Annotated in this window: 21 protein-coding genes; 15 read left to right on the top strand and 6 right to left on the bottom strand. The window is 63.7% G+C overall.

What is annotated here, in order from left to right:
• Positions 1 to 13: 13 nt before the first annotated feature.
• The 3 genes from AC07SZ_RS17965 to AC07SZ_RS17975 all read left to right on the top strand — a co-directional run bounded on the left by AC07SZ_RS17965 (position 14) and on the right by AC07SZ_RS17975 (position 3,083).
• On the top strand, positions 14 to 898 hold the full coding sequence (locus AC07SZ_RS17965) for a F0F1 ATP synthase subunit gamma (protein ID WP_056575131.1): 885 nt from the start codon (positions 14 to 16) through the stop codon (positions 896 to 898).
• A 71-nt stretch (positions 899 to 969) separates the two neighbouring features.
• Entirely contained in the window at positions 970 to 2,565 is a 1,596-nt protein-coding gene (gene atpD / locus AC07SZ_RS17970) for a F0F1 ATP synthase subunit beta (RefSeq protein ID WP_056575132.1), read from the top strand.
• Positions 2,566 to 2,675: 110 nt separating this feature from the next.
• Positions 2,676 to 3,083: a F0F1 ATP synthase subunit epsilon gene (locus AC07SZ_RS17975; RefSeq protein ID WP_172348044.1), complete on the top strand. Its 408-nt coding sequence runs from the start codon at positions 2,676 to 2,678 to the stop codon at positions 3,081 to 3,083.
• Positions 3,084 to 3,135: 52 nt separating this feature from the next.
• Here the strand turns inward: AC07SZ_RS17975 and AC07SZ_RS17980 are convergent, their stop codons facing one another.
• Positions 3,136 to 4,629: a mannitol dehydrogenase family protein gene (locus tag AC07SZ_RS17980; protein ID WP_172371876.1), complete on the bottom strand. Its 1,494-nt coding sequence runs from the start codon at positions 4,627 to 4,629 to the stop codon at positions 3,136 to 3,138.
• A gap of 154 nt (positions 4,630 to 4,783) precedes the next feature.
• Here AC07SZ_RS17980 and uxaC point away from each other — a divergent pair, with 154 nt between their 5' ends.
• Together uxaC and AC07SZ_RS17990 are read left to right on the top strand one after the other, a co-directional pair.
• Positions 4,784 to 6,193 carry a glucuronate isomerase gene (gene uxaC, locus AC07SZ_RS17985; RefSeq protein WP_172371877.1) on the top strand — a complete coding sequence of 470 codons (1,410 nt, stop codon included), beginning with the start codon at positions 4,784 to 4,786 and terminating at the stop codon, positions 6,191 to 6,193.
• A gap of 45 nt (positions 6,194 to 6,238) precedes the next feature.
• Positions 6,239 to 6,577 (top strand): cupin domain-containing protein, encoded by a 339-nt coding sequence (locus AC07SZ_RS17990; protein ID WP_056576442.1) that lies wholly within the window; start codon positions 6,239 to 6,241, stop codon positions 6,575 to 6,577.
• 19 nt (positions 6,578 to 6,596) lie between these two features.
• Here the strand turns inward: AC07SZ_RS17990 and AC07SZ_RS17995 are convergent, their stop codons facing one another.
• A complete protein-coding gene (locus tag AC07SZ_RS17995) occupies positions 6,597 to 7,937 on the bottom strand; it encodes a GAF domain-containing protein (RefSeq protein ID WP_494915297.1) in 1,341 nt (446 codons plus the stop codon).
• Positions 7,934 to 8,407, bottom strand: coding sequence for a hypothetical protein (locus AC07SZ_RS18000; RefSeq protein ID WP_056576444.1), 474 nt, complete (start codon positions 8,405 to 8,407; stop codon positions 7,934 to 7,936). The genes AC07SZ_RS17995 and AC07SZ_RS18000 overlap by 4 nt, the downstream gene beginning before the upstream one ends.
• Before the next feature lie 178 nt (positions 8,408 to 8,585).
• On the opposite strand from AC07SZ_RS18000, the gene AC07SZ_RS18005 reads away from it, so the two are divergent.
• Positions 8,586 to 9,284, top strand: coding sequence for a hemerythrin domain-containing protein (locus AC07SZ_RS18005; protein ID WP_056575157.1), 699 nt, complete (start codon positions 8,586 to 8,588; stop codon positions 9,282 to 9,284).
• A gap of 560 nt (positions 9,285 to 9,844) precedes the next feature.
• On the opposite strand, the gene AC07SZ_RS18010 is transcribed toward AC07SZ_RS18005, so the two are convergent.
• Complete coding sequence (locus tag AC07SZ_RS18010) at positions 9,845 to 11,266, bottom strand: coniferyl aldehyde dehydrogenase (protein ID WP_494915298.1); 1,422 nt, start codon at positions 11,264 to 11,266, stop codon at positions 9,845 to 9,847.
• Positions 11,267 to 11,437: 171 nt separating this feature from the next.
• Here AC07SZ_RS18010 and AC07SZ_RS18015 point away from each other — a divergent pair, with 171 nt between their 5' ends.
• Complete coding sequence (locus AC07SZ_RS18015) at positions 11,438 to 13,084, top strand: sulfotransferase family protein (RefSeq protein ID WP_494915299.1); 1,647 nt, start codon at positions 11,438 to 11,440, stop codon at positions 13,082 to 13,084.
• Positions 13,081 to 14,913: a DNA helicase RecQ gene (gene recQ / locus AC07SZ_RS18020; RefSeq protein ID WP_056575173.1), complete on the top strand. Its 1,833-nt coding sequence runs from the start codon at positions 13,081 to 13,083 to the stop codon at positions 14,911 to 14,913. The genes AC07SZ_RS18015 and recQ overlap by 4 nt, the downstream gene beginning before the upstream one ends.
• 134 nt (positions 14,914 to 15,047) lie before the next feature.
• On the opposite strand, the gene AC07SZ_RS18025 is transcribed toward recQ, so the two are convergent.
• The gene (locus AC07SZ_RS18025; protein ID WP_244494131.1) at positions 15,048 to 15,377 is read right to left on the bottom strand and encodes a MarR family winged helix-turn-helix transcriptional regulator; all 330 of its coding nucleotides are present in this window, start codon (positions 15,375 to 15,377) and stop codon (positions 15,048 to 15,050) included.
• Positions 15,378 to 15,641: 264 nt separating this feature from the next.
• Here AC07SZ_RS18025 and AC07SZ_RS18030 point away from each other — a divergent pair, with 264 nt between their 5' ends.
• The 6 genes from AC07SZ_RS18030 to AC07SZ_RS18055 all read left to right on the top strand — a co-directional run bounded on the left by AC07SZ_RS18030 (position 15,642) and on the right by AC07SZ_RS18055 (position 22,474).
• Positions 15,642 to 16,991 carry an MFS transporter gene (locus AC07SZ_RS18030; protein ID WP_056575178.1) on the top strand — a complete coding sequence of 450 codons (1,350 nt, stop codon included), beginning with the start codon at positions 15,642 to 15,644 and terminating at the stop codon, positions 16,989 to 16,991.
• A gap of 56 nt (positions 16,992 to 17,047) precedes the next feature.
• On the top strand, positions 17,048 to 19,093 hold the full coding sequence (locus AC07SZ_RS18035; protein ID WP_494915302.1) for an FUSC family protein: 2,046 nt from the start codon (positions 17,048 to 17,050) through the stop codon (positions 19,091 to 19,093).
• Positions 19,094 to 19,100: 7 nt separating this feature from the next.
• Positions 19,101 to 19,310: a DUF1656 domain-containing protein gene (locus AC07SZ_RS18040; RefSeq protein ID WP_056575183.1), complete on the top strand. Its 210-nt coding sequence runs from the start codon at positions 19,101 to 19,103 to the stop codon at positions 19,308 to 19,310.
• Entirely contained in the window at positions 19,307 to 20,188 is an 882-nt protein-coding gene (locus AC07SZ_RS18045) for an efflux RND transporter periplasmic adaptor subunit (protein WP_494915303.1), read from the top strand. Before AC07SZ_RS18040 ends, AC07SZ_RS18045 begins: the two co-directional genes overlap by 4 nt.
• A gap of 196 nt (positions 20,189 to 20,384) precedes the next feature.
• Positions 20,385 to 21,791 carry a hypothetical protein gene (locus tag AC07SZ_RS18050; protein WP_494915305.1) on the top strand — a complete coding sequence of 469 codons (1,407 nt, stop codon included), beginning with the start codon at positions 20,385 to 20,387 and terminating at the stop codon, positions 21,789 to 21,791.
• Positions 21,788 to 22,474: a DapH/DapD/GlmU-related protein gene (locus AC07SZ_RS18055; RefSeq protein WP_056575192.1), complete on the top strand. Its 687-nt coding sequence runs from the start codon at positions 21,788 to 21,790 to the stop codon at positions 22,472 to 22,474. Before AC07SZ_RS18050 ends, AC07SZ_RS18055 begins: the two co-directional genes overlap by 4 nt.
• A gap of 31 nt (positions 22,475 to 22,505) precedes the next feature.
• Here AC07SZ_RS18055 and betI read toward each other — a convergent pair whose 3' ends face one another.
• Positions 22,506 to 23,162 (bottom strand): transcriptional regulator BetI, encoded by a 657-nt coding sequence (gene betI, locus AC07SZ_RS18060; protein WP_494915307.1) that lies wholly within the window; start codon positions 23,160 to 23,162, stop codon positions 22,506 to 22,508.
• Positions 23,163 to 23,243: 81 nt separating this feature from the next.
• On the opposite strand from betI, the gene choX reads away from it, so the two are divergent.
• Entirely contained in the window at positions 23,244 to 24,173 is a 930-nt protein-coding gene (gene choX, locus AC07SZ_RS18065) for a choline ABC transporter substrate-binding protein (protein ID WP_494915308.1), read from the top strand.
• The last annotated feature ends 6 nt before the right edge of the window (positions 24,174 to 24,179 follow it).

The following is a 24,179-nucleotide window of genomic DNA, read 5'->3' on the forward strand; positions in this document are numbered from 1 at the left end:
TCAGGTTTGAAGCATGCCTTCATTAAAAGACCTTCGTAACCGTATCGCCTCGGTCAAGGCGACGCAGAAGATCACCAAGGCGATGCAGATGGTCGCCGCGGCGAAGCTGCGCCGTGCGCAAGAGGCCGCGGAAGCGGCGCGCCCCTATTCGGAGCGCATGGGTTCCGTGCTGGCCAACATCACCCAGGCGATCGGCGGCGGTGGCGATGCCCCGGCGCTGATGACCGGCACCGGCAAGGACGACGTGCACCTGCTGGTCGTCTGCACGGCCGAGCGCGGCCTGTGCGGCGGCTTCAATTCGCAGATCGCGCGCCTTGCCCGCGATCACATCCGCCGGCTTCTGGCCGACGGCAAGCAGGTCAAGATCATCTGCGTCGGCAAGAAGGGTTTCGACATCCTGCGCCGCGACTATGCATCGATGATTCTCGACCGCATCGATCTGCGCGAGGTGAAGACGCTCGGCTTCGTCAATGCCGACGCGATCGCCAAGAAGGTCATCCACCTTTTCAACGACGGCGGCTTCGACATCTGCACGCTGTTTTATTCGCAGTTCAAGTCGGTGATCAGCCAGGTTCCGACCGCGCAGCAGATCATTCCGGCCGGCGTCGCTTCGGCTCCCGCCGAGGCGGTGGATGGGGGCAGCGCCGTCTATGAGTACGAGCCGGAGCCGGGCGAAATCCTGTCCGACCTCATCCCGCGCAACATCTCCGTGCAGATTTTCCGCGCGCTGCTTGAAAACGCGGCCGGCGAAATGGGTGCCAAGATGAGCGCCATGGACAATGCGACGCGCAACGCCGGCGAGATGATCAACAAGCTGTCGATCACCTACAACCGTCAGCGGCAGGCGCAGATCACCAAGGAACTGATCGAAATCATTTCGGGCGCCGAGGCGCTCTAGGCGCGGTCCGTGGGCCATCTGGCCCGCGACCGGACCGCGTGAGAAACAAAGGACGAAAAAGGGTAAAGACGATGGCGAAAGCAGCGACCCCCAAGACGGCAGCCCCCAAGGCCGCAGCCGCGAAGACCGCAGCCCCCGCGAAGGCGGCCAAGGCTCCGGCAGCCGCCGCGAAGGCAGCTCCGGCAAAGACGGCGGCAGCGCCGGCCAAGGCCGCCGCGGCCAAGACATCGGCAGCGGTTGCCAAGGCAACCGGTGTTGTCGGCAAGGTCCGCCAGGTCATCGGCGCCGTCGTCGACGTGCAGTTCGGGGATCACCTGCCGGCGATCCTGAACGCGCTCGAGACGACCAATGTCGGCAACCGTCTGGTGCTCGAGGTTGCCCAGCATCTGGGTGAAAACACCGTGCGCTGCATCGCCATGGACTCCACCGAGGGTCTGGTGCGCGGCCAGGAAGTGCGTGACACCGGCGCGCCGATCACCGTGCCGGTCGGTCCGGGCATGCTCGGCCGCATCATTAACGTCATCGGCGAGCCGGTCGACGAAGAGGGCCCGGTCGACGCAATCGAAATGCGCTCCATCCATCAGCCGGCTCCGACCTATGTCGAGCAGTCGACGGAAGCGCAGATCCTGATCACCGGCATCAAGGTGCTCGACCTGCTGGCGCCCTACGCCAAGGGCGGCAAGATCGGCCTGTTCGGCGGCGCCGGCGTCGGCAAGACCGTGCTGATCCAGGAACTGATCAACAACATCGCCAAGGCCCATGGCGGCTATTCGGTGTTCGCCGGCGTCGGCGAGCGCACCCGTGAGGGCAACGATCTCTATCACGAGTTCATCGAATCCGGCGTCAACAAGAAGGGCGGCGGCGAAGGCTCCAAGGCGGCCCTCGTGTACGGCCAGATGAACGAGCCGCCGGGCGCGCGCGCCCGCGTCGGCCTGACCGGCCTGACGGTCGCCGAATATTTCCGCGACCAGGGCCAGGACGTGCTGTTCTTCGTCGACAACATCTTCCGCTTCACGCAGGCGGGTTCGGAAGTGTCGGCTCTGCTCGGCCGTATCCCGTCGGCCGTGGGCTATCAGCCGACGCTCGCCACCGACATGGGCGCGCTGCAGGAACGCATCACCACCACCACCAAGGGCTCGATCACCTCGGTGCAGGCCATCTACGTGCCCGCCGACGACTTGACCGACCCGGCGCCGGCGACCTCGTTCGCCCATCTTGACGCGACGACGACGCTGAACCGCGCCATCGCCGAAAAGGGCATCTATCCGGCGGTCGATCCGCTGGATTCGACCTCGCGCATGCTCGACCCGATGGTCGTCGGCGAAGAGCACTATGCCGTCGCTCGCCAGGTGCAGTCGATCCTCCAGCGCTACAAGTCGCTGCAGGACATCATCGCCATCCTGGGCATGGACGAGCTGTCGGAAGAGGACAAGCAGACGGTTGCCCGCGCCCGCAAGATCGAGCGCTTCCTGTCGCAGCCGTTCTTCGTCGCCGAAGTGTTCACCGGCGCCCCCGGCAAGCTGGTCGATCTCGCCGACACCATCAAGGGCTTCAAGGGCCTCTGCAACGGCGACTACGATCACCTGCCGGAAGCTGCCTTCTACATGGTTGGCGGCATCGACGAAGCGGTCGAGAAGGCACAGCGCCTGGCGGCTGAAGCAGCTTAATCAAGGGAATAGGGAGTAGTCAGTAGTCGGTAGTGAATAGCAGGCGGGTGACCGGGCATTTGCCCTTTCTCCCCACTTCCTACTCACTATTCCCTACTCACTAAATCGACATGGCTGAAGCTTTCAAATTCGAACTGGTCTCGCCGGAGCGCCTGCTGGTTTCCGCCGAGGTCGAATCTGTCGTCATCCCGGGCGCCGAAGGCGAGATGACCGTGATGGCGCATCACGCGCCAGTCATGACCACGATCAAGCCGGGTGTCGTCACGGTGAAGACCGCTTCGGGCGGCGAAGAACGCTATGTCGTGTTCGGCGGTTTCGCCGACATCGTTCCGGCCGGCTGCACGCTGCTGGCGGAATCAGCGGTGGCGGTGAAGGATGTCGACCGGGCGGATCTCGCCCGCCGCATCCAGGAAGCCAAGGAAGATGCCGCCGACGCCAAGGACGACCAAGCGCGCAGCAAGGCGGAGCAGTTCCTCAGCCAGCTCACCACGCTGGAAGGCGCGCTTATCCCGGCCTGAAATTCAGTTCAGATGACTTGATGAAAAGCGGGGCCTTGCCCCGCTTTTTTGTTTAAATGCCCAAGGCGGCGAAGGCCAATGTCGGGCCATCGCGTCGCAAATGCACCAGATGCACCGCCGTGAGTTCAATCAGCGTCTGGCGCTCGGCGTGATCCCCGGCAAAGCCGGCCAGGTCGAACACTGCCGTCACGGTTTCGTTCGCCGGCAGCTGCTGGTCCAAAAGCGCCGTCAGGGCCGCGTCGAGCGGATCGGTGAAATGGTTTTCGGGCAAGGTCTTGCCGCGAGCGGCACAGGCGGCAATCCAGGCCGCCACCACCAGCGTGAGATGCACGAACTCGGTACCCGCTTCGAGGCACTCGATGGCGGACGCGATGATGCGCTGTGGGAGTTTCTGGCTGCCGTCATTGGCGATCTGCGCCGTGCGATGGGCGAGCGCGGTGTTGGAAAAACGCTCGGCAAGCTCGGCTGTGTAGGTGGATGTATCGAGCCCGGCGTCCTCCGGCAATGTCGGGATGGCTTCGGCCCAGAGCCCGTCGACAAATTGCCGGATCGCCGGATCGGCAAAGGCCCGGTCGACCGTGGCGTGGCCGCTGAGCAGGCCGAGATAGGCGATGCCCGAATGCGCTCCGTTGAGAAGCCTGAGCTTCATGTCCTCGAAGGGGCCGACATCGCCGACCATGGTGACGCCGAACTTTTCCCAAGCCGGCCGGCCGGCGGAAAAATTGTCCTCGATCACCCATTGGCGGAAGGGCTCGGTCATCACGGGCCAGGCATCGTCGACACCGAGTTCGCCAGCGACGCGTGCCCGGTCGGCGTCGGTGGTTGCCGGCACGATCCGGTCGACCATGCTCGACGGAAACGCGACCTGGCTTGCGATATGGTCGAAGAGTCCGGGAACCTCCGCCGTGGCAAGCCTGGCATCGCGCAGCGCGGCGAATTCGGTCAGCAGCCGATGCAAGGTGGCGCCATTGGCTGGCAGGTTGTCGCAGCACAGCACGGTGAAGGGCGGGGTGCCGGCTGCCAGTCGTTGAGCCAGCGCCTCGGCGAGAAAACCATGCGCCGTCTTCGGCATTCGCGGATTTGCCAGATCGTGGGCGATGTCGGGGTGAGCGGCGTCCAGCCCGCCGCCCGCGGCCCTGAGATAGGCCTTCTCGGTGATGGTCAGCGTGACGATGCGGGTGCGCGGATCGATCAGCGCGGCCAGCACCGCGGCCGGATCTTCCGGCGCCACAAGCATCGACTGAATCGAGCCGACGACGCGCAGCTCCTCCGCGCTACTGCTGCGGACCGCCAGCGTGTAGAGCCCGTCCTGCGGCCCCAGCGCATCGCGCGTGTCGGGGCTGCGCAGGGAGACGCCGACGATGCCCCAGTCCGTCTCGCCCGCCGCCAGGCAGTCGTCGACATAGGCGGCCTGATGGGCTCGGTGGAAGGCACCGACGCCAAGATGCACGATGCCGGGCGCAACGCGGCCGCGGTCATATGCGGGGATCTCGGCGGCCGCGGGCAGCAGTTGCAGCGTTGCGTTGGACAGATGGCTTCTGGTCATCACGATACCGGGGCTGAGGGCTTTGGGGACGCGGCCGATGACAGGCGGCGTAACACCTACGTCCGCCTGCCGCAAGGATGCCGCTTTGCCGGGGCACGTTGACATCGCGTTGGCCCAAACGTACCGATAACCAACTGGAAGGAGCTGCTTTCCCATGGTCGCGCTGATCGATCCGGACCTGCTTTTTCCGCCTGAAGCGCATTCGCGCTCGCTTGCCCGCGACCTCTATGTGGGGGTCAGGAACCTGCCCATTGTCAGCCCGCACGGCCACACCGATCCGCGCTGGTATGCGCTAAACGAGCCGTTCCCGGATCCGGCACAATTGCTCATCGTGCCCGACCACTACATCTTCCGCATGCTGTTCAGCCAGGGCGTACGGCTGGAGGATCTCGGCGTGGCGACCCTGGACGGCGCCCCGGTCGAGAGCGACGGCAGGACGATCTGGCGGCGCTTTGCCGAGCACTATTACCTGTTCCGGGGCACGCCGACCCGGCTGTGGTTCGACCATGTGCTGGCGCACCTGTTCGGCATCGAGGAGCCGCTGAGCGCCGAGACCGCCGACCGTCATTACGACACGATCGCGACGCTGCTGCAGTGGGAGAATTTCCGTCCGCGCGCCTTGTTCGAGCGCTTCAACATCGAGGTGATCGCGACGACGGAAGGCGCGCTCGACGACCTCAAATGGCACCAGATGATCCGCGACAGCGGCTGGGAGGGCCGTGTCGTCACCGCCTACCGGCCGGACGCGGTTGTCGATCCCGATTTCGAAGGGTTTGCGGCCAATCTCGACCGGCTGGGCGAGATCACCGGCTGCGACACCGGCGGTTGGGCCGGCTATCTCGACGCGCATCGCCAGCGGCGCGCCTTCTTCAAAGGCTTCGGCGCGACCTCGTCCGACCACGGCCATCCGACAGCCGAGACCGCCAACCTTTCCGATGCGGCGGCCGAGGAACTGTTCAACCGCATTCGCCGCGGCTCGGATGACGAGCGCGAGCGAAAACTGTTTCGCGCCCAGATGCTGACCGAGATGGCCAAGATGAGCAGGGATGACGGGCTGGTGCTGCAGATCCATCCTGGCTCCCAGCGCAATCATTCGGCTTCCGTTTTCCAGAAGTTCGGCCGCGACAAGGGCTTCGATATCCCGACACGGACCGACTACGTGACGGCGCTGAAGCCGCTTCTCGACTGCGTCGGGCTGGAGCGCGACCTGACCGTCATTCTCTTCACGCTCGACGAAAGCAGCTATGCGCGCGAGCTGGCGCCGCTGGCCGGCGTCTACCCGGCACTCAGGCTCGGTCCGGCCTGGTGGTTCCATGACAGTCCGGAAGGCATGCGCAGGTTTCGAGAGATGACCACGGAGACGGCGGGCTTCTACAACACTGTCGGCTTCAACGACGACACTCGCGCCTTCCCCTCGATCCCGGCCCGTCACGACGTGGCGCGGCGGGTCGACTGCGCATTCCTGGCGCGGCTGGTCGCCGAGCATCGGCTGCGCGAGGACGAGGCGCATGAACTGGCCGGGGAATTGGCCTATACGCTTGCCAAGAAAGCCTATCGGCTTTGACGGGACGTGCCTGGCTGGCGTTGGCCGGCCATTGGCGGCAAGGAGATGACGATGACGAAGATATTCGCCCATGCCGGCGAGGCGCCCTGGACGCCGACGCCCGACGGCAACAGGCGGCGCGTTCTCCTCTCCACCGATGAATTGATGCTGGTCGAGTTCGGCTTCGACAAGGGCGGTGTCGGTGCGCTGCATTCGCATCCGCATGTCCAGTCAAGCTATGTCGCCGAGGGCCGCTTCGAGGTGACCATCGACGGGCTGACGGAGATCCTTGAGGCCGGTGGCAGCTTCATCGTGCCGTCCGGCCTGGTGCATGGCGTCAGGGCGCTGGAAGCGGGGCGGCTGGTCGACAGTTTTGCGCCGTGCAGGGCCGATTTCCTCGCCTGAGGGCGCTATCCGGGAAGGGTCACGGTTCGGCTTCCAGCAGCGGCAGGCCGGCCAGCTCCAGCCTGATATGCCCACGCTCGGGCCGCAGCAGCCGGATCGGTGCGCCTTTCTCGTCAAGGCGCCGACGCAGAAGGATGAGCCTGGTTTCAAGATTGTCCTTGATATCAGGCAGCCGCAGCGTCGCGTCCCGCCTGATCTCGCGATTGGAGAAATCGCGGCGTCCCGTGGCGAGGAAGGTGCGGACAAGGTGGATCAGGAGCCGCCCGGGGACGCCTTTGATCAGATAGTCGTCGTCGATAAAGACACTGTCGTCGAAAGCGAAATATCTTATCTTGAACGCGGGTGCTCCGGCCTGATCCGAGGCATGTCCGCCTTGTGCCGACTTCGCGAAGGCATTGGCTTGGTGGCCACCTTCCAGTTCGGCAAGCCGCAACCCCGCGGCCAGTTGGCTCGCAACCAGCATCAGGGCATCCTCATCCTGATGGCCGAAAGCGAAACTGGCCTCGGACTCGACAAACAGCACGCCTCGCAATTTTCCCTGGGCAAGCATCGGCACCGCCATCTGGCTGCGCGGACCGGCAAGTCCGGGAAGCGGGATATGGCGTGTGCGCTCGGACGCCGAAAGTATGGCTGAGGCATAGCGTTGGGAACGCCGCAGGTCACAGATACGAACCGGCTGGCGCGTGGCGGCCGCGATGCCGATCACGCCTTCACCAAACGCGATCTCCGCGCCGACACCAAGGCTGCTGTATCCGCGACTCGCCAGGGTGCTTAGCCGCTGGGCGGTCTCGTCGGGCACCAGAACCATCGCATGCCGATAGTCGAAGCTGTTCTCAAGTCCGGCCAGCGCCTTGTCCAGCATAACATCGGCATCGGCTTCCGAGCCGATGGCGGCGGCAAGAAGCGCGGCCTTGGGCAGGTGGTTCGTTGTCGCGGGGACCGGATTGCGATGTTCAGGCGGGACGGCGCCGACCACCGCGCGGCAATCGCGCACGAAGTACAAGTCGGCGCTGCGCAGTTTCATGATCCCCGCCATTCCTTGTTGCGCACTCATCACCGAAAGATGCGATTTTATGCGTTCGAACAGCTCGCCATGGTCGAGCGCATGCAGGAATTCCAGATCGAGTATGTGTTGGACGCCGCTTCGTCCATCGACGACCATCAGCGTGGCGACGCCGCTGGCGCGCACATTGGCGGCCGTCTTGGAAAAGAACTGGTTCGAAAGCGCGACATGGCTCTCATCGACGTAATAGACATGAGACAGATACGAGATGTTGGGTATGCCGTCGCCATCGCTGGTCGCGATCACCGATGGGATGACGCCTTCAAAACTGTCGCGGATGTCGCTGAGGGAGATCATGGCGAGTGTGTCCGGAGCCTCTCGCCCGCACCGGGTCCGGGTGACTGCGAAAAGACATCGGTGGGCCGAAAACGGATACGAAGCAGATCACTGTCGACCAGGGTATGAGAGAGTTGATGCCGGGTCACGCCAAGCGCTTCCATCACCACCAGCATCTCGGAAATGTAGTTTTGCGCTTTCGCCCTGTCGGCATCGTCGGCCGGTGACACCGCCAGGATGCGGCCCTTGATCTGGACGGCGCGATAGTCGTGTGGGCGTACCATCGTGACCGCCACCGGTGCATCCAAGGCGGCGTTCTCGACAACTTCGGGCCATTGGGCCCGCGATACGAGCACGTCGATACATCCGAGGCTCGCGACATGCGCGGCGCCGGTGCCGCGGCCGATGGCTGGGCGAAACGCGGCATTGCGTGTGGATATGAGAATCATCACCGGACCTGCGAGCAGGTCGTCTATTTCCTTGCTGATCAAGGCCGCCCCATTGCCTACATGCAAACAGTCTAATCGGATAGGAAAGTTTTAGGAACAGGCATGCTGCTTAGGAAGCATTTAGGAAGCATGTTCTTCAGCCCTTGACTAGAAGGCCTCGCGAAGCCGGCGCGATCAGTCATCGTGACAATCGGGACGCCGCACAGACGGGAGATCTTCAATGACACATGCAAGAATACCAGACCTCAATGGCCGCTATGATCTTTACGGCCTGATCCACAAGGGTCTTCGCAAGGCCCAATGCGAATTGCTTGCGCGCCTGGGCAGCGCGGATTTCGACGATGCGGCGGCGACCGCACCATTGCTGGCCGACCTTCGTACGATCCTTATGCTTGGGGCCAGCCATCTTGCCCATGAGGACAGGTATATCCACCAGCCGCTCGAAGCGCGCGTGCGGGCTTCGACCGACCGCCTCGAGCACCAGCACGACGATCATCGGCTGGCCTTTGCAGAACTCGAGGACATGATCCGGGCGATAGAGGAGGCACCCCTTGATGCCCGGGCCAGCCTTGGTCGCCGGCTTTACATCGCTTTCACGGTCTTTGTCGGACACGATCTCGAACACATGCATGAGGAGGAGACGGTAACCGCGCCGCAACTATGGGCGAACTTCACGGATGCCGAACTGCAAGGCATCGAAATGGCGATCATCGGGTCGCTCACGCCGGAGAAGAACCTCGCCTTCATGCGCCTGATGATCCCCGCCATGAGCCGCAGCGAGCGTGCCGCGCTTCTGGGAGGCATGAAGGTCTCGGCGCCTGCCGACGCGTTCGCTGCCGTCATCGAATTCGCGGCGCGGCCACATCTGTCGCGTGAGGATTTTTGCGACCTCTCCAGCAGACTTGGGCTCGCTGCCTGAAATTCGCACCGGAGACGCTCGGAGGCAGTTCGCGTTCGAGCGCAAGGATTTCGACAGGGAGTCAGAACCATGCACAACCGCCATACGGCAGCCCTGGGCTGCACGATTTCAACCGGCCGGGCTGCTGCCCGCCGTGGAGGCTGCCGCGCATGCGCCGCGCATTGTCCGGCAAAGCCTGGTCGTGCCCAGGCGGCCGGTCGGCCATCGGCGGATAACAGGTGTTTTGCTGCAGGAAGAGGATCGCTGATCCGCACGCCGCCCGACAACCGATGATGGAAGGTCACATCGTGGGCGGCAGCCTGGCCTCGCCGGCCAATCGGCTCCTGGCCAGGGAACCCGCGCCTCGGACAAGGCGCGGGTTTGTTGCCTGGGCGCCAGTGGCGCCGCGGTACTCAAGACATCACCGCAGGATTGGAAACCTGCCGGATCATAGTGAATATAACCTTAATGCGCCGGCACCGGGTGGTCGCGACGGCTGGCGGCGAGCAGATGCGTGGCCTCGAGGATAGCCTCGGCCGGCGTGTCGGAGATATTCGCCGACCGTCCGCGCTTCGGCGCGGTCAGGTGATATGCCTGAGCAGGCCGAAAAGCCGCTCGAACGTCTTGCCATAGGGTGGGCGCAGCAGGGCGCCGGCGCTCAGGCGCGACTGCAGGAAGACCGGCTTCTCCTTGCTGAAGGCGCGGAATCCCCATTCGCCGTGATAGGCGCCCATGCCGCTGGCGCCGACGCCGCCGAAGGGCTGGTTCTCCTGCACCAGATGCAGCATGCAGTCGTTGACGGTGACGCCGCCGGTGACGGTCTCGCGCAGGATGCGCCGGCGGTTGGCGCTGTCGTTGCCGAACCAGTAGAGCGCCAGTGGCCGATCGGCCTGGTTCACATGGCTGATCGCCTCGTCGACGGTGGCATATTCGACGATCGGCAGCACCGGGCCGAAAATCTCCTCGCGCATCAGCCGCAGGTCCGGGCCGGCATTGCCGACCAGGGTCGGCACGAATTTCCGGCTTGTTGTATCGAGGTCCTCGCCGGCCGGGTTGATCTCGGTGATGGTGGCGCCGGCATGGCGGGCTTCCGCGATCATGGCGCGCAGGCGCTGGAAGTGCCGGTCGCTAACGATGGCTGTGTAGTCGGGGTTGTCGCGCAGCGTGGGGTAGAGCCGCGCCACCGCGGCTGCGAGCTTGGCCGTGACCGTGCCTGCCTGCCCCTTGGGCACCAGCAGGTAGTCCGGCGCGATGCAGGTCTGACCGGCGTTGAGCAGCTTGCCATAGGCAACGCTGGCCGTCGCCGCATCGAGATCGCAGGAGGGATCGAAGATCGCCGGCGACTTGCCACCGAGCTCGAGCGTCACCGGCGTCAGATTGGCGGCGGCGGCGATCGCGACCTGGCGGCCGACCGCGGTCGAGCCGGTGAACAGCAGATGATCGAACGGCATCGAGACGAAGGCCTTGCCCATCTCGGCATCGCCGGTGATGACGCTCAACTCGTCGGGCGAAAAATGCTCGACGGCCAATCCGGCCAGCAACTCCGAGAAAGCCGGCGTCAGCTCGGACGGCTTGACCAGCACGCGATTGCCGGCGGCGAGCGCCGCCGTCACTGGCGCGACGGCGAGCTGGAAGGGATAGTTCCATGGTGAGACGATGCCGACCACACCGAGCGGCTGCGGCACGAGGCGGTTTTTGCCCGGCAGGAACGGCAAGGTGGTGGCGACGCGACGCTCGCGCATCCAGCCTTTCAGGTGAGACAGCGCGTGACGGATGCCGGCGCGCACGACAAACAATTCGGCGAGGCGGGTCTCGTGAGTCGAGCGGCTGCCGAAATCAGCGTTGATCGCGGCGCAAATGTCGGCTTCGTGCCGCTCGGTCAGCGCCAGCAGGCGCTTCAGGCGGTCTTTTCGCACGCCAAGGTCCGGAAAGGGCTGTTTCTCGAAGGCGGCGCGCTGCAAGCCGAACCGCTCGCCGAGAACGTCCTGTCTCACCTGCAGCATCGCGCGCGCTCCTTGCTCCCGCGCAGCTTACATCAGGGCCAGCCTGAATCCAGCCAGGAGCACATGGCGCAGGGACAGGCGAGGCTCACATGGCTGTTTGACCTTCCGTTCGCATCCATGCCGTTGTATCGAATGCGGCAAGCTGAAATCTCCGACAAGGGCGCGTGGCGCATGATTCCGCAAATTCGTGTCACCGCCATGCGACACGGACCCGTCATTACGCCGCAGATGCTGCCCGGCGATGACGGGGCCAACATCAACGGGCCGTCGCTGATCAGCATGCCTGACTGGGTGCCCGGTCGGCTTGGTGCCTACTATCTCTACTTCGCTGACCACACGGGGACCTATATCCGCCTCGCCTACTCCGATTCGCTGCACGGGCCTTGGCGCATCCACCCCGGCGGTGTGCTGTCTCTTGACCAATGTCCGTTCATCGTCGGGCATATCGCCTCGCCCGATGTGCACATCGACCAGAAGCTTCGCCATTTCGTGATGTATTTTCACGGCCCGGCAAAATCCGGTGAAGGCCAGATCACCTTTGCCGCGACATCCGTCGACGGGCTTCGTTTCACTCCGCTTTCCGAACCGCTCGGGCCGTTCTACGCGCGCATCTTCCGCCACGATGGCTGGTGGTACGGTTTGCTTGGAACGGGAGCGATCACCGTCTACCGATCGAGAAACGGCATTTCGGATTTCCAACGCGGTCCGGTCGTGCTGCCTGCCATGCGGCAGGACCTCGCCCCACGGCATGTCGCGCTGCAGAAATCCGGCCGCTGGCTGCGGGTCTATTACACGCGTCGGGGCGACGCGCCGGAACGGATCCTCTACGGCACAATCGATCTCGCCGAGGATTGGCGGGACTGGACCGTGCGAGGCGACAGCGAAGTGTTGCGGCCACTGACGGAGTTCGAAGGGGCCGGCTTGCCGGTCCGCCCCAGTCGGATCGGTCTGGCCCAGGGCAGGGAAAACGCGCTACGCGATCCAGCCATTTTCGAGCAGGATAATCAGACCTGGCTGCTCTATGCGGTCGCCGGAGAAAGTGGGATCGCCCTGGCCGAGCTTGGCTTTTCCGAGGTGCCAGCCGCGGCGCCCCGGAAGCCGGTCGTGGCGTTACGCCGCCGCGCAAGGCGGCTTTTCTGGCACCTTCGACAAAAGGCGCCAATGCTGCCTTCGGCAATGAAATCCCGAAACAGAATTTTCATCGCCGGATGCGCGCGCAGCGGCACCACGCTCAGCCTCAATCTGATGGGCTGTTTCGAGGATATCTATGTCCATACCAACGAAGCGCCATACCAGACACTGGTCAAACTGGATCGCTACCAAGCCAACCTGGTCGTAAAACGCACTTTCGTGAGCTACAGGGATCTTGAGGATTTGCCCGCATCGGTCGGCCTGATCTATTGCGTGCGGCATCCTTTCGACGTGCTGACCAGCTCTCATCCGGAGACCGTCGATCTGCGGCCCTTTCACGTGACCATGGAGCGTTGGGAGGCGGAATATGATGGTTTGATGCGGCTGCGACAGGCCCAGCCGGAGAGAGCCATCACCTATTTACGCTATGAGGACGTGATCGCCGAACCGGACATCGTGCAGGCGAGGATTGCCCGATCCTTCGGCCTGGCGCCCGCTACGCTCTTCAGCCGCGATGCAAACAATCCCATCAGGTCCACCTCGCTGAGAAAATGGGAGCGCAATGAAGCGTTCAGGACCTATCTGCGCGGCCTGCCGCCGTCATTTCTCGAGCGTGTGGACGGCTTCTGCCGGGAGTTCGGCTATGACAATTCGGCCGGCATATTGACGACGGAATTGGCTGAATGACGCAGGCAACCGGGATTCTGGCCGAGGATCGCAAGCGGCGCGTGCTGAAGGACGTGTTCGGCTTCGACGATTTCCGCCCCGGCCAGGCCGATGTCATGGACGCGCTGCTCGGCGGGCGCCATGTGCTGGCCGTCATGCCGACAGGTGCCGGCAAGTCGCTTTGCTACCAGGTCCCGGCGCTCGTCATGGGCGGGCTCACCCTCGTCATTTCGCCGCTGGTGGCACTGATGCAGGATCAGGTCGCCGCGCTACGGCTGGCGGGCGTTGGCGCCGACACGATCAATTCCTCGCTCGACCGCGAGGCCAATGTCGCGGCCTGGCGCCGCGTGGCGTCCGGCCAGACGCGGCTGCTCTATCTGGCGCCGGAGCGGCTGATGACCGAGCGCATGCTCGAGGCGCTCTCGAGGCTCGATGTCAGCCTGATCGCCATCGACGAGGCGCATTGCATCTCGCAATGGGGACCGGCGTTCCGGCCCGAGTATGAGGATCTGTCGCGGCTGCGGCACATCTTCCCCAACGTGCCGATCATCGCGGTGACGGCGACGGCGGACGAGAGCACGCGCAGCGACATCGAGGCCCGGCTGTTCGCCGAGCGGGTCGAAACGCTGGTGCTGGGTTTCGACCGGCCCAACATCAAGCTGGCCATCGAATCCAAGCAGGACAGCAAACGACAATTGCTGCGTTTCATCGAGCGTCATGCCGGCAAGAGCGGCATCGTCTACTGCCTGTCGCGCAAGAAGACGGAGGAGATGGCGGCCTTCCTCGAGAAGAATGGCGTCACCGCGCTCGCCTATCATGCCGGCATGAGCAAGGAGGCGCGCGAGGCGAACCAAAACGCCTTCATGACGCTCTCCGGCGTGGTCATGGTGGCGACCATCGCCTTCGGCATGGGCATCGATAAGCCCGACGTCGCCTATGTCTTCCACACCGACATGCCGGGCAGCCTGGAAGCGTATTACCAGGAGATCGGCCGCGCCGGCCGTGACGGACGCAAGGCCGAGGCGCACATGCTCTACGGCCTTGGCGATATCCGCATGCGCAGGCTGTTCATCGACGACGAGGACGCGTCCACCGAGCACAAGAGGCGGGCGCATCGCCGGCTCGACACGCTGATCGGCTATTGCGAGACGGCGCAGTGCCGTCGCCAGGTGCTGCTCGGCTATTTCGGCGAGGAAGCTTCGCCTTGCGGCAATTGCGACAATTGTCTCGACCAGGTGCCGCGCGCCGATGGCGCCGCCGAGGCGCGCATCATCCTGGCGGCCGTCGGCCAGAGCGGCGAGCGCTTCGGCGCTGCCCATGTCATCGACATCCTGCTCGGCCATGAGACCGAAAAGGTGCTGGCCAGGGGTCATGAGAGGCTGGCCAGCTTCGGCGGCGGCGCGGCGCACAAGAAGGATTTCTGGCAGTCGCTGATCCGGCAACTCGTCGCCGGCGGCTTCCTGGAGCCGGATCCGAGCGGCCATGGCGGCCTCGCCATCGCCGAGAAGGGTCGCGCGCTTGGCCGTGGCGAGACCCCGTTCCACTACCGAGTCGAGGTGCGCGCCCGCGCCTTGCGCAAGATGCGAGCGGCCGACGGTTCGGCCATGAATGCCGAAGGCATCGATGCTTCGCTGCTGGCCATGCTCAAATCCCTGCGGCTGCGGCTGGCCAAGGAGCGCCAGGTGCCGGCCTATGTGGTGTTTTCCGACCGCACGCTGATCGACATGGCCGAGCGCTGCCCGCGCGACCTCGACGCTTTCGCGGAAGTGAACGGTGTGGGAGGGGCAAAGCTCAAGGAATTCGGTGAGATATTCCTGAGCGCAATCGCGGCGCATCTATCAGGGGCGTGAGCGGCTGACGGCTTCCGGCGGCGCGCCAGCGGAAGCTTACGAGGGCAGATTTCATTCGCCGGGACCTGGAAGACGATCGGCCTGGCGTTGAATGCACGCAGCCGGAAGGTGCCGGCGAGGCCGACGCCGGCAAGTCAGCTCCCGAGCTTGGTGGCGAGTTCGGCCTGGATTTGCCGCAGCACCGCCGAGGCGGTCTCGAGCTCGTCGTCGCCAATGAGAGAGACCAGCTCGTGGCGAAGCTCGGCCAGCACCGTGTTGATCGAACTCATCCGCGCCTCACCGTCCTTGGTCAAGGACAATATCTTGGCCCTGCGGTCGCTGGGATCCTCACGCCTTGTGATCAGGCCTTCGGCCACCAGGAGATCGACGAGACGCACCAGCGAAGGCCCTTCGAGGCCGGCCTGTTCCGCGACCGCTCCCTGGCGAGCCTCGCCGCCCAGTTGCCACAATGCCAGCAGCGGCATGGCCACGGCATGCGAAAGTCCGCAACGATCCAATCGCTCGTTGGCGGTGCGACGCCAAAGGCGCGCAACATTGGTTATCAGCTGGCCGATCGTTTCGCGGCTTCTGGATCGCTCATTTTCCATTGCCAATGGTTCGCATACAATCTATTTGAATGCAATTGATACCAGCGAGAGATGACGAAGGCGATCGTTCCATCTGTCCGCCAGGTGTCCGTTCTCAGTGTGAGGGATCGGCGTTCGCCGGACCCTTTTAGGTGTTTTCCGATGTCCGTTGCTTTTAGCGCAGTGCCCTCAGTTTCCACTCCAGCAAATCCGCGTTCGCGCGTCATACTGGCGAGCCTGATAGGCACCACGATCGAATTCTATGACTTCTATGTCTACGCCACGGCCGCCGTGCTGGTGTTTCCTCACCTGTTCTTCCCGGCCGGCAACGACACGACGGCGCTTCTCGCTTCCTTCGCCGTGTTCGGCGCGGCGATGATTGCGCGCCCGCTCGGCGCGATCTTCTTCGGCCATCTGGGCGACCGGCGCGGCCGCAAGATCACGCTGGTTGGCGCGCTGCTGACCATGGGGCTGGCGACATTCCTGATCGGCCTGCTCCCAACCTACGCGAGCGCCGGATGGCTGGCGCCGGCCCTGCTGGTGGTGTTGCGCCTCGCTCAGGGTTTTGCGCTCGGCGGAGAGTGGAGCGGCGCCGCACTGGTGGCGACGGAGAACGCGCCGAAGGGAAAGCGCGCTGTCTACGGCACTTTCCCCCAACTCGGCGCGCCGATCGGCTTCATCATCGCCAACGGCCTGTTCCTGAGCATTGCCGCAGCGATGCCCTCGGACGACCCCTCGCGGCCGTCGATGGCGTTCCTTTCGTGGGGATGGCGCATCCCGTTCCTGTTTTCGGTGGTCATGGTGGCCATCGGTCTGTGGGTCCGGCTCAACCTGGTCGAGAGCGCCGCGTTCGACAATACGGTGCGCACTGGCCGGGTCAGAAAGCTCCCGCTGGCTTCGGCGGTCAAGACGCATTGGAAAGAGCTCATACTCGGCACTTTCTACATGCTCGCCACCTATGTGCTGTTCTACCTGATGACGACGTTTTCGTTGAGCTATGGCCGCGCGGCACCCTCGGCGGCGGTACCGGGCCTCGGCTACAGCTACACGACCTTCGTGCTGATGATGATCATCGGCGTTGTCTTCTTCGGCGTCTTCACCATGGTCTCCGGCCCGTGGGCCGACCGCTGGGGTCGCCGACGCACGCTGATCTGGATCACTCTGGCGATCGCCGCCTTCGGCCTGCTGTGGGTGCCGATGCTTCATGCCGGCACCGTCGGCGTCATGGCGTGGCTCATCGTCGGCTTCAGCCTGATGGGCATGACCTTCGGCCCGATGGGGGCGCTGCTGCCCGAGCTGTTTCCAGCCAATGTCCGCTACACCGGCTCGGGCATCTCCTACAATGTATCCTCGATCCTCGGCGCGGCCGTGGCGCCGTTCATCGCGGTAGCCCTCTGGAGCGCCGGAGGCGGACCTTTCTGGGTCGGCGTTTATCTGTCGGCCATGGCGGTGCTCACCCTGATCTCCTTGTTGATCGGGAATGAGACAAAGGATGTCGACATCAACAATTAGGTTCAAGGAGCTTTCCCGACCCGCCTGGGAGGAGCGGGTCAAAGAGCTGACGCACAATGACGCTCCCTTCCTGGCAAGACTGGCTGTTTTCGATCAAGGCGTTCATCGCCTCGATGCTGGCGCTCTATATCGCGCTGTCATTCGACCTGCCGCGCCCTTACTGGGCCATGGCCGCTGTCTACGTCGTGGCCAATCCGCTTGCCGGCGCGACCTCCTCCAAGGGGCTCTACCGCGCGCTCGGCACACTGATAGGCGCGTCGGCGTCAGTCCTTTTCTTGCCGATGTTCGTCAATTCGCCGCTGCTGTTGAGCATGGTCGTGGCGTTGTGGACTGGCGGGCTGCTTTATATTTCGATGTTGGACCGGACGCCGCGCAGCTATGTCTTCATGCTGGCCGGCTATTCGCTTCCGCTGATCGCGCTGCCGGCGGTCGATGCGCCCCAGACGATCTTCGATATCGCCTCGGCCCGCAGCCAGGAGATCATCCTTGGCATCGTTTGCGCCAGCGTGGTCGCGCAATTGCTGTTCCCGATCGGGCTGTCTTCGCTCTTGTCCTCGCGCATTTCCAACTGGCTTGGCGATGCCGCTGCATGGGCGAGCGACATCCTGCGCGGCGAGGGCGCGCTTGGGGTAACCTTGCTGGCCCGGCAGAAGCTGGCATCGGACATTTCAGGGCTCGACATCCTCATCAGCCAGCTCGGTTACGATGCCCATACGCGCGGCGTCACGCGACAGGCGCGACAGTTGCGCGGGCGGTTGATGTTGCTGCTGCCGCTGCTGTCGTCGCTCGATGACCGCATCCATGGCCTGAAGTCGCAGGACCGCGCGATCCACGAGGAGTTCTTCACCCTTCTCGGTGATGTCGGAACCTGGCTCCAAGTGGTGGACGGTCCGGACCGCGCCGTTCTGTTCCGCTCCCGCATTGCTGATTTGCGGCCGGCCGCGCACGCGGTCGACTGGGACAGCCTCATCCTCGACAGCGCCTTGGCCAGGCTGAGGGAGATCGTCGACGCCTGGCACGACTGCCTGGTGTTGAAAAAGCAGATCGCGACAGGCGATTCGCGCGGCGAAAGGCTCGCCTTCCGCCGTCGCCGCACTTTCTCGCGCACCCGCCATCACGACTACGGTATGTTGTTCTTCTATGCCGGTTCCGTGATCCTCGCCGTGCTGGCGGCCAGCGCCCTGTGGATTTATTCGGGCTGGGCGGAAGGCGCCGGCTTCGTGCTGATGGTGGCGGTCGGGAGTTCGTTCTTCGCCGCCGCCGATCGGCCCGCGCCGCTTCTCCTGTCGATGTTCGTCTGGTGCACGGTCAGCCTGGCGGTCACCGCCCTCTACCAGTTCGCCATCCTGCCGATGGTTCAAAGCTTCCCCTTGCTGGTTCTCGTACTGGCGCCGCCTTTCCTCGTGCTCGGCACGCTCATTCCCAGGCCTCAGCTCAGCATGCTGGCGATGCTGCTCACAGTGAACACCGCATCCTTCATTGCCCTCAGCGACCGGTTTTCCGCCGATTTCGTCTCGTTCGCCGATGGTGGCCTCGCCGCCCTGGCGGGTGTGGGTTTCGCACTGGTGTGGACGCTGGTGGTGAGGCCATTCGGCGGGGAGATCGCAGCCCGGCGCCTGGTGCATGCCGGCTGGTCGGACCTTGCCCAACTCGCCGCCGGCGATCGCGTCGAGGACCAACGCCGGCTCGCCGGCCGCATGCTCGATCGTCTCGGCCAGCTCGTGCCCAGGCTCGCGGGGACGGAGAACAAGGCGCTGTCGACAATCGATGGCTATGCGGAAATCAGGCTCGGCCTGAACATCGTGGAACTGCAGCGGATGCGCAACCGACTCACGCCCGACGAGAGGCGCGAGGTCGGCATCGTCCTGTCGGCCGTCGCCGAGCTGTTCAAGGAGCGCCTGCGCCTTGGCGCGGCCGTCACAGCGCCGCCGCGGCTGCTGGCGCGTATCGATCGCGCCCTCGCCACGGTCGCGGGCCGTCAGGCCACGCCGGCCCGGCGGTCGGCGGACGCGCTGGTCGGGCTGCGGCGGGCGCTGTACCGGAACGCCGCGCCACCGATTTATTCGACAATGTCGGAACCCATGCTGCTGGTGGCGGAGTAGATCGATCATGCAAAGCGATATCAGCATAGGCGGCGTCTATCTGCCGGGTCTTCTCGTCCTGATGCTGGCGGCCTTCGTCGTGGCGCGGATCGTCTGGCAAGTGTTGTCGTGGACGGGACTCTATTCCTTCGTCTGGCACAGGGCACTCTTCAATTTCGCGCTTTACATCCTCATCCTCGGGGCATTGTCCTCGCTTTCGAATCGGCTGTTGTCATGAAGTACCGCTTTCTGCGCCTTACCGGCAGGATCCTCGTCACCGCTATCGTCGTTGTCATCGCTTGCGTCGCGGCCTGGAAGCTGTGGGACGACAACATGAATGCCCCATGGACGCGTGATGCGCATGTCCGCGCCGACGTCGTCGGCGTCACGCCCGACGTGTCGGGCCTGGTGGCCGAGGTCCTGGTCAAGGACAACCAGGCGGTGAAGAAGGGCGATGCTCTTTTCCAGGTCGACCGCCAACGCTTCGCGGTGGCGCTCGCTCAGGCGCAGGCGGTGGTGGAGGGGAAGCAGGCAACGCTCGACCAGGCCAAGCGAAACCTCGACCGGCTTCAGCGCCTGACCGCCTCGGCGGTCAGCGTCCAGCAGATCGAGGAAGCGCGGTCGACGGTAGCCGAGGCGGAATCGGAAAGCCTGCAGGCCAGCGCATCGCGCGACCTGGCGCAGCTCAATCTGGACCGTTCCGAAGTCCGGGCGCCGGTGAATGGCATCATCACCAATCTCAGCCTTCGCCCGGGAGACTATGTCGCCCCCGGCACGGCCACCATGGCGCTCGTCGACACCGATACGATGCGCATCGAGGGCTATTTCGAGGAGACGAAACTTTCGCGCATAGGGATCGGCGCCAAGGCATCGATCAGGCTGATGGGATGGCCAAACACCCTGTCCGGCCATGTCGCAGGCATCGCCGCGGGGATCGCGGACCGCGAACGCAGCTCGGGCACGTTGCTGGCGGACATCAATCCGACCTTCACCTGGGTGCGGCTCGCGCAGCGCGTTCCCGTGCATATCGTGCTCGACAGCGACGCGGCCACCAAGGCACGGCTGGTTGCCGGGACCTCCGCAACGGTGACCATCGACCGCGCTACAGCACGGTGAGGGCGCCCGCCTCGCGCGGCGCGGTGCTTGAACGGCGGCTCTTTACGCCGGCATTGACCAGGCAATAGCGGCCACGGTTCACGGCGCCGAGACGACTCCGGTTTTGACATGCTTTGCCAAAATACGTCATGCTGGCTTTGAAAGGGGGCTGATATGACGGCCACGGATATATCCTCCCTCACCGGATTGAATTGCCATGGTCGTGAGATCGTTTGCCGGCGGGCGTCAGTGCCGGCCGGCTTCGCCCGCCGCCGAAAAATTGTGCCAGGACCCATCTGTGAGAATAGTTCTAGGAACCTATCAGTTCGATGATGTTGGCGGCAGCGAGACCTATGCAATAACGATTGCCGAACAGTTCCTGAAACTTGGCCACGACATCACGATCTATGTGAAGGCACCTGGGAAGATGGCTCAGGTGGCCAGGGAGCGGGCGATCAGGATCGCAACGGATCTCGAGCTTCCAACGCCCGATGTCGTGCTCAGTCAGGACGGCGTCGTCGCTTATGAGATATCGGCCAGGTGGCCAGAGGTTCCTCACGCTTTTATCTGCCATAGTCCGCTTTTCGAATTGCAGACGCCCCCGGCTGTTCCTGGTGTGGTCGGCGCGGTTGTTGTCATGAGCGCGCGATTTGAAGATCGGCTTCGTGCCCTGGCCACGAAGCACCGGATTGTTCGCTTTCGCCAGCCGATCGATGTGGACAGGCTGGCGCCCCGCGGCGCAGCCCGCAAACAGCCGAAGAAAGCGCTTCTGCTGGGGAACTATCTGCAAGGCGAAGCAAAGCGCTTTCTGGTCGACGCGTGGAGCGGCGCCGGGGTCGAGTTCATGCAGGTCGGCAGCCCCGCCGGCACCAATTCGGCCGACATCGTCCAAGCCATCGCGGAGGCCGATATCGTTGTGGGGAAGGCCCGGGCGATCCTGGATGCGATGTCCTGCGGCCGGCCTGCCTATGTGTACGATGTCTTTGGGACGGACGGCTGGGTAACCCCACAGGTCTATGAGGCGATGGAGGCCGACGCGTTCGCGGGGCTAGCTCTATCGCGCCCCTTTGATCCCGCACAACTGGTCACCGATCTGGGTGCCTATGATCCCCTCATGGGAATGGCTAATCGGAAACTGGTCATGATGCATCACCACGCGCGAATCCATGCCCAGCAGATGATCGATCTGTGTTCGGATCTGGCAAAGCCGACGGCAAGCCGGACCACGCCCAAGCTTGAGCTCTCGAGATTGGTGGCGTCGAACTGGAGGTCGGAATCCAAGTTGCTGTCCGCCAGGATAGCATTTGGACCGGTGGCCGAGCGCGCCAAAAGGGCCGAAGACGAAGTCAGCCGGCTTCGCGCCGAGAACGGACAATACCGTCGCACGATCGAGCAACTGACGAGGGAGCTCAACATCCCGACAACCGGGGAGGAGCGAAACGACTTCCGGCGCCGGATGGCGGCGAAAGTCGACCGTGACCTCGAGGCTGATCAGGGCAAGTTGTCCGAAAACACCACGGATGAACCGGGCGTGAAGATCCACATGTCCCAGATCAATCGTCGCGTCGTCATTGCGAAGATAAAGCGCCTGATACGCAAGCACTATCGAAGGCTGACAGAATGAACGAGTTGAAGAAGTCCGATCGCGCACCCTACCTTATGTGCGCGGACGATGTTCAAATCGGCGACGACGTCTCCATAGGCGCCTATGTCGTCCTCTATCCCGGAACACGACTGGGCCGCGGAGCCCGTATCGAGCATGGCGCCATAATAGGCAGACCAAGCCAATCGAATCCCGGTTCGGTTGCCCAGCCAACAGTTCAGCAGCCGACCGACATAGGCGAGAGAACCATCGTTGGCGCCTACGCCATCGTCTGCTCCGGCGCGATGACCGGCCCCGACGCCTATATCGGTGACCATGCCCTGATCCGCGAAGGCGCGCGTCTTGGGGAAAGGAGCAGCGTCGGTTTCTCCTGTACGGTGGGAAGCAAGTGCGTCATCGGAGAAAACACAAGAATCCAGGGGTTTTGCGGATTTCCGGCAGGGACCATTATCGAAAGCGACTGTGCCATCGGGCCCTACGTCGTCGCGCTCGCCACCACGTTCAGTCCCAACGGGAGGACACCTGACGGTCCCGTTGTCGTTCGGCAGGGTGCCCGTATCGGCAGCGCCGTCCAATTGATGCCCGGGGTGGAAATTGGTGCCGGCGCAACGGTCGGTGCCGCCTCGGTGGTCACTCGCAGCGTCCAGCCCGGCATGACCGTGCGCGGAACCCCGGCATCCGCCAACGTGACAAGAGATGGATGAAACTGGCGGGAGGGAGGGAGGTCTATGCCGTTCAACCCGCCGGGTGGCGCAACTGCTGTTCCTCCCCGGTGCTAAGAAGGGACCGGATCGCTCTGAACACCAGCGTTATGGCTTCGTCGCGCCCGACATCGTCGGCGACTGCCTTGCGCAGCCAAAGTCCATCGATCAGGGCAGCGATGACAAAACTCGCCTCGCGAAGGCGTGTTGTATCGAACATCCCTGCAAACACCGAAGCCAGGTTTGAGCGCAATCGGCGGTAAAACAGCCGCTGGAGCCGGGCATATTGCGGATTTACGCCCGCCTCGGCACAGACCGACAGCCACGCATTGGCAATGGGGCGGGTGAACGCCGAGGCGGGAAAGTTTCCTTCAACGATCGCTTCCAACCGTGCCCAACCGGTCCGCGCCGCCTCCAGTCGCGCTATGACGTCTTCCATCAGCAGGCGATTGTTGTGGCGCACCATGCCGAACAGAACCTCGTCCTTACCCTTGAAATAATAGGCAAGGATGCCGGGCGACATGCCGGCTTCACGGCATATGCGGGCCGAGGTCATGCCTTGCAACCCATGCTCGAGGAATACGCGGCGGGCGGCGGCAATCAGCTCGGAGCGCCGTATGTCCTCGATTTTCGTCCGCTTGCCCTGAGTCGTCATTGCTCTTTCTAGCAAATAAGATTTTTGTACGCTCATACAAGATTCTATATTGACATATAATGCAGAGGCCATAGCGTTGGCGGGCAATTCGTCTCACGAAGAAAATGGGGAGCCACAATGCGCACGAGACTCGTTCTGGCCTTGCTTTCGGCGCTCGTCGCCTCGCCGGTCATGGCCGCCGACGCATCGCAATGTCGGAAGGTCCGCATGGCGGATCTGGGCTGGACCGACATCGCCCTGACCAACACCACCGCCGAGGTCATCCTCGATGCCTTGGGATATGACGCCTCTCAAACCTTGCTCGGCCTCGGGGTCGCCTATTCGGCGCTGAAGGAAAACGACATGGATGTCTTCCTGGGCAATTGGAGGCCGGTCCAGGACGAGGAATACAAATCCTACTTCGACGAGGGATCGGTCGAAGTGCTGGGCGTCAACCTGGAGGGTGCCAAGTACACGCTGGCCGTACCGCAATATGTCGCGGACCAGGGGATCAAAAGCTTCGACGATCTTGCTTCCCATGCCGACAAGTTCGGCCGCAAGATCTACGGAATCGAGGCAGGCTCGAACAAGCCGCTGCTCGACATGGTGGCCGCCAACCGGCACGGGATGGGCGATTGGCAGATTATCGAATCCAGCGAGGCAGCAATGCTGACGCAGGTCTCGAATTCCGTGGCGGACAAGAGCTGGGTCGTCTTCCTTGGCTGGGAACCGCATCCGATGAATCTCGATTACAAGATAAGCTATTTGTCGGGCGGGGACGTCGAGTTCGGACCGAATTTCGGCGGCGCCACGGTGCGCACCATCGCTCGCAAGGGATTCTCGGCGGAATGCCCCAACGCGGCCAAACTGTTCGCCAATCTGGTATTCGATCTCGACTACGAGAACCACGGCATGCGGATGATCCTGGGGGAGGGCAAATCCGCCGACGAAGCCGCCCGCGAGATGATCAAGCGCAATCCGGACAAGCTCGGCAAATGGCTGGACGGCGTCTCGACCCTTGGCGGCCAGCCAGCCGTGCCGGCCGTGAAAAGCGCTCTCGGCCTTTAGATGACG

Source organism: Mesorhizobium sp. GW821-FHT07A06 (assembly GCF_059419085.1).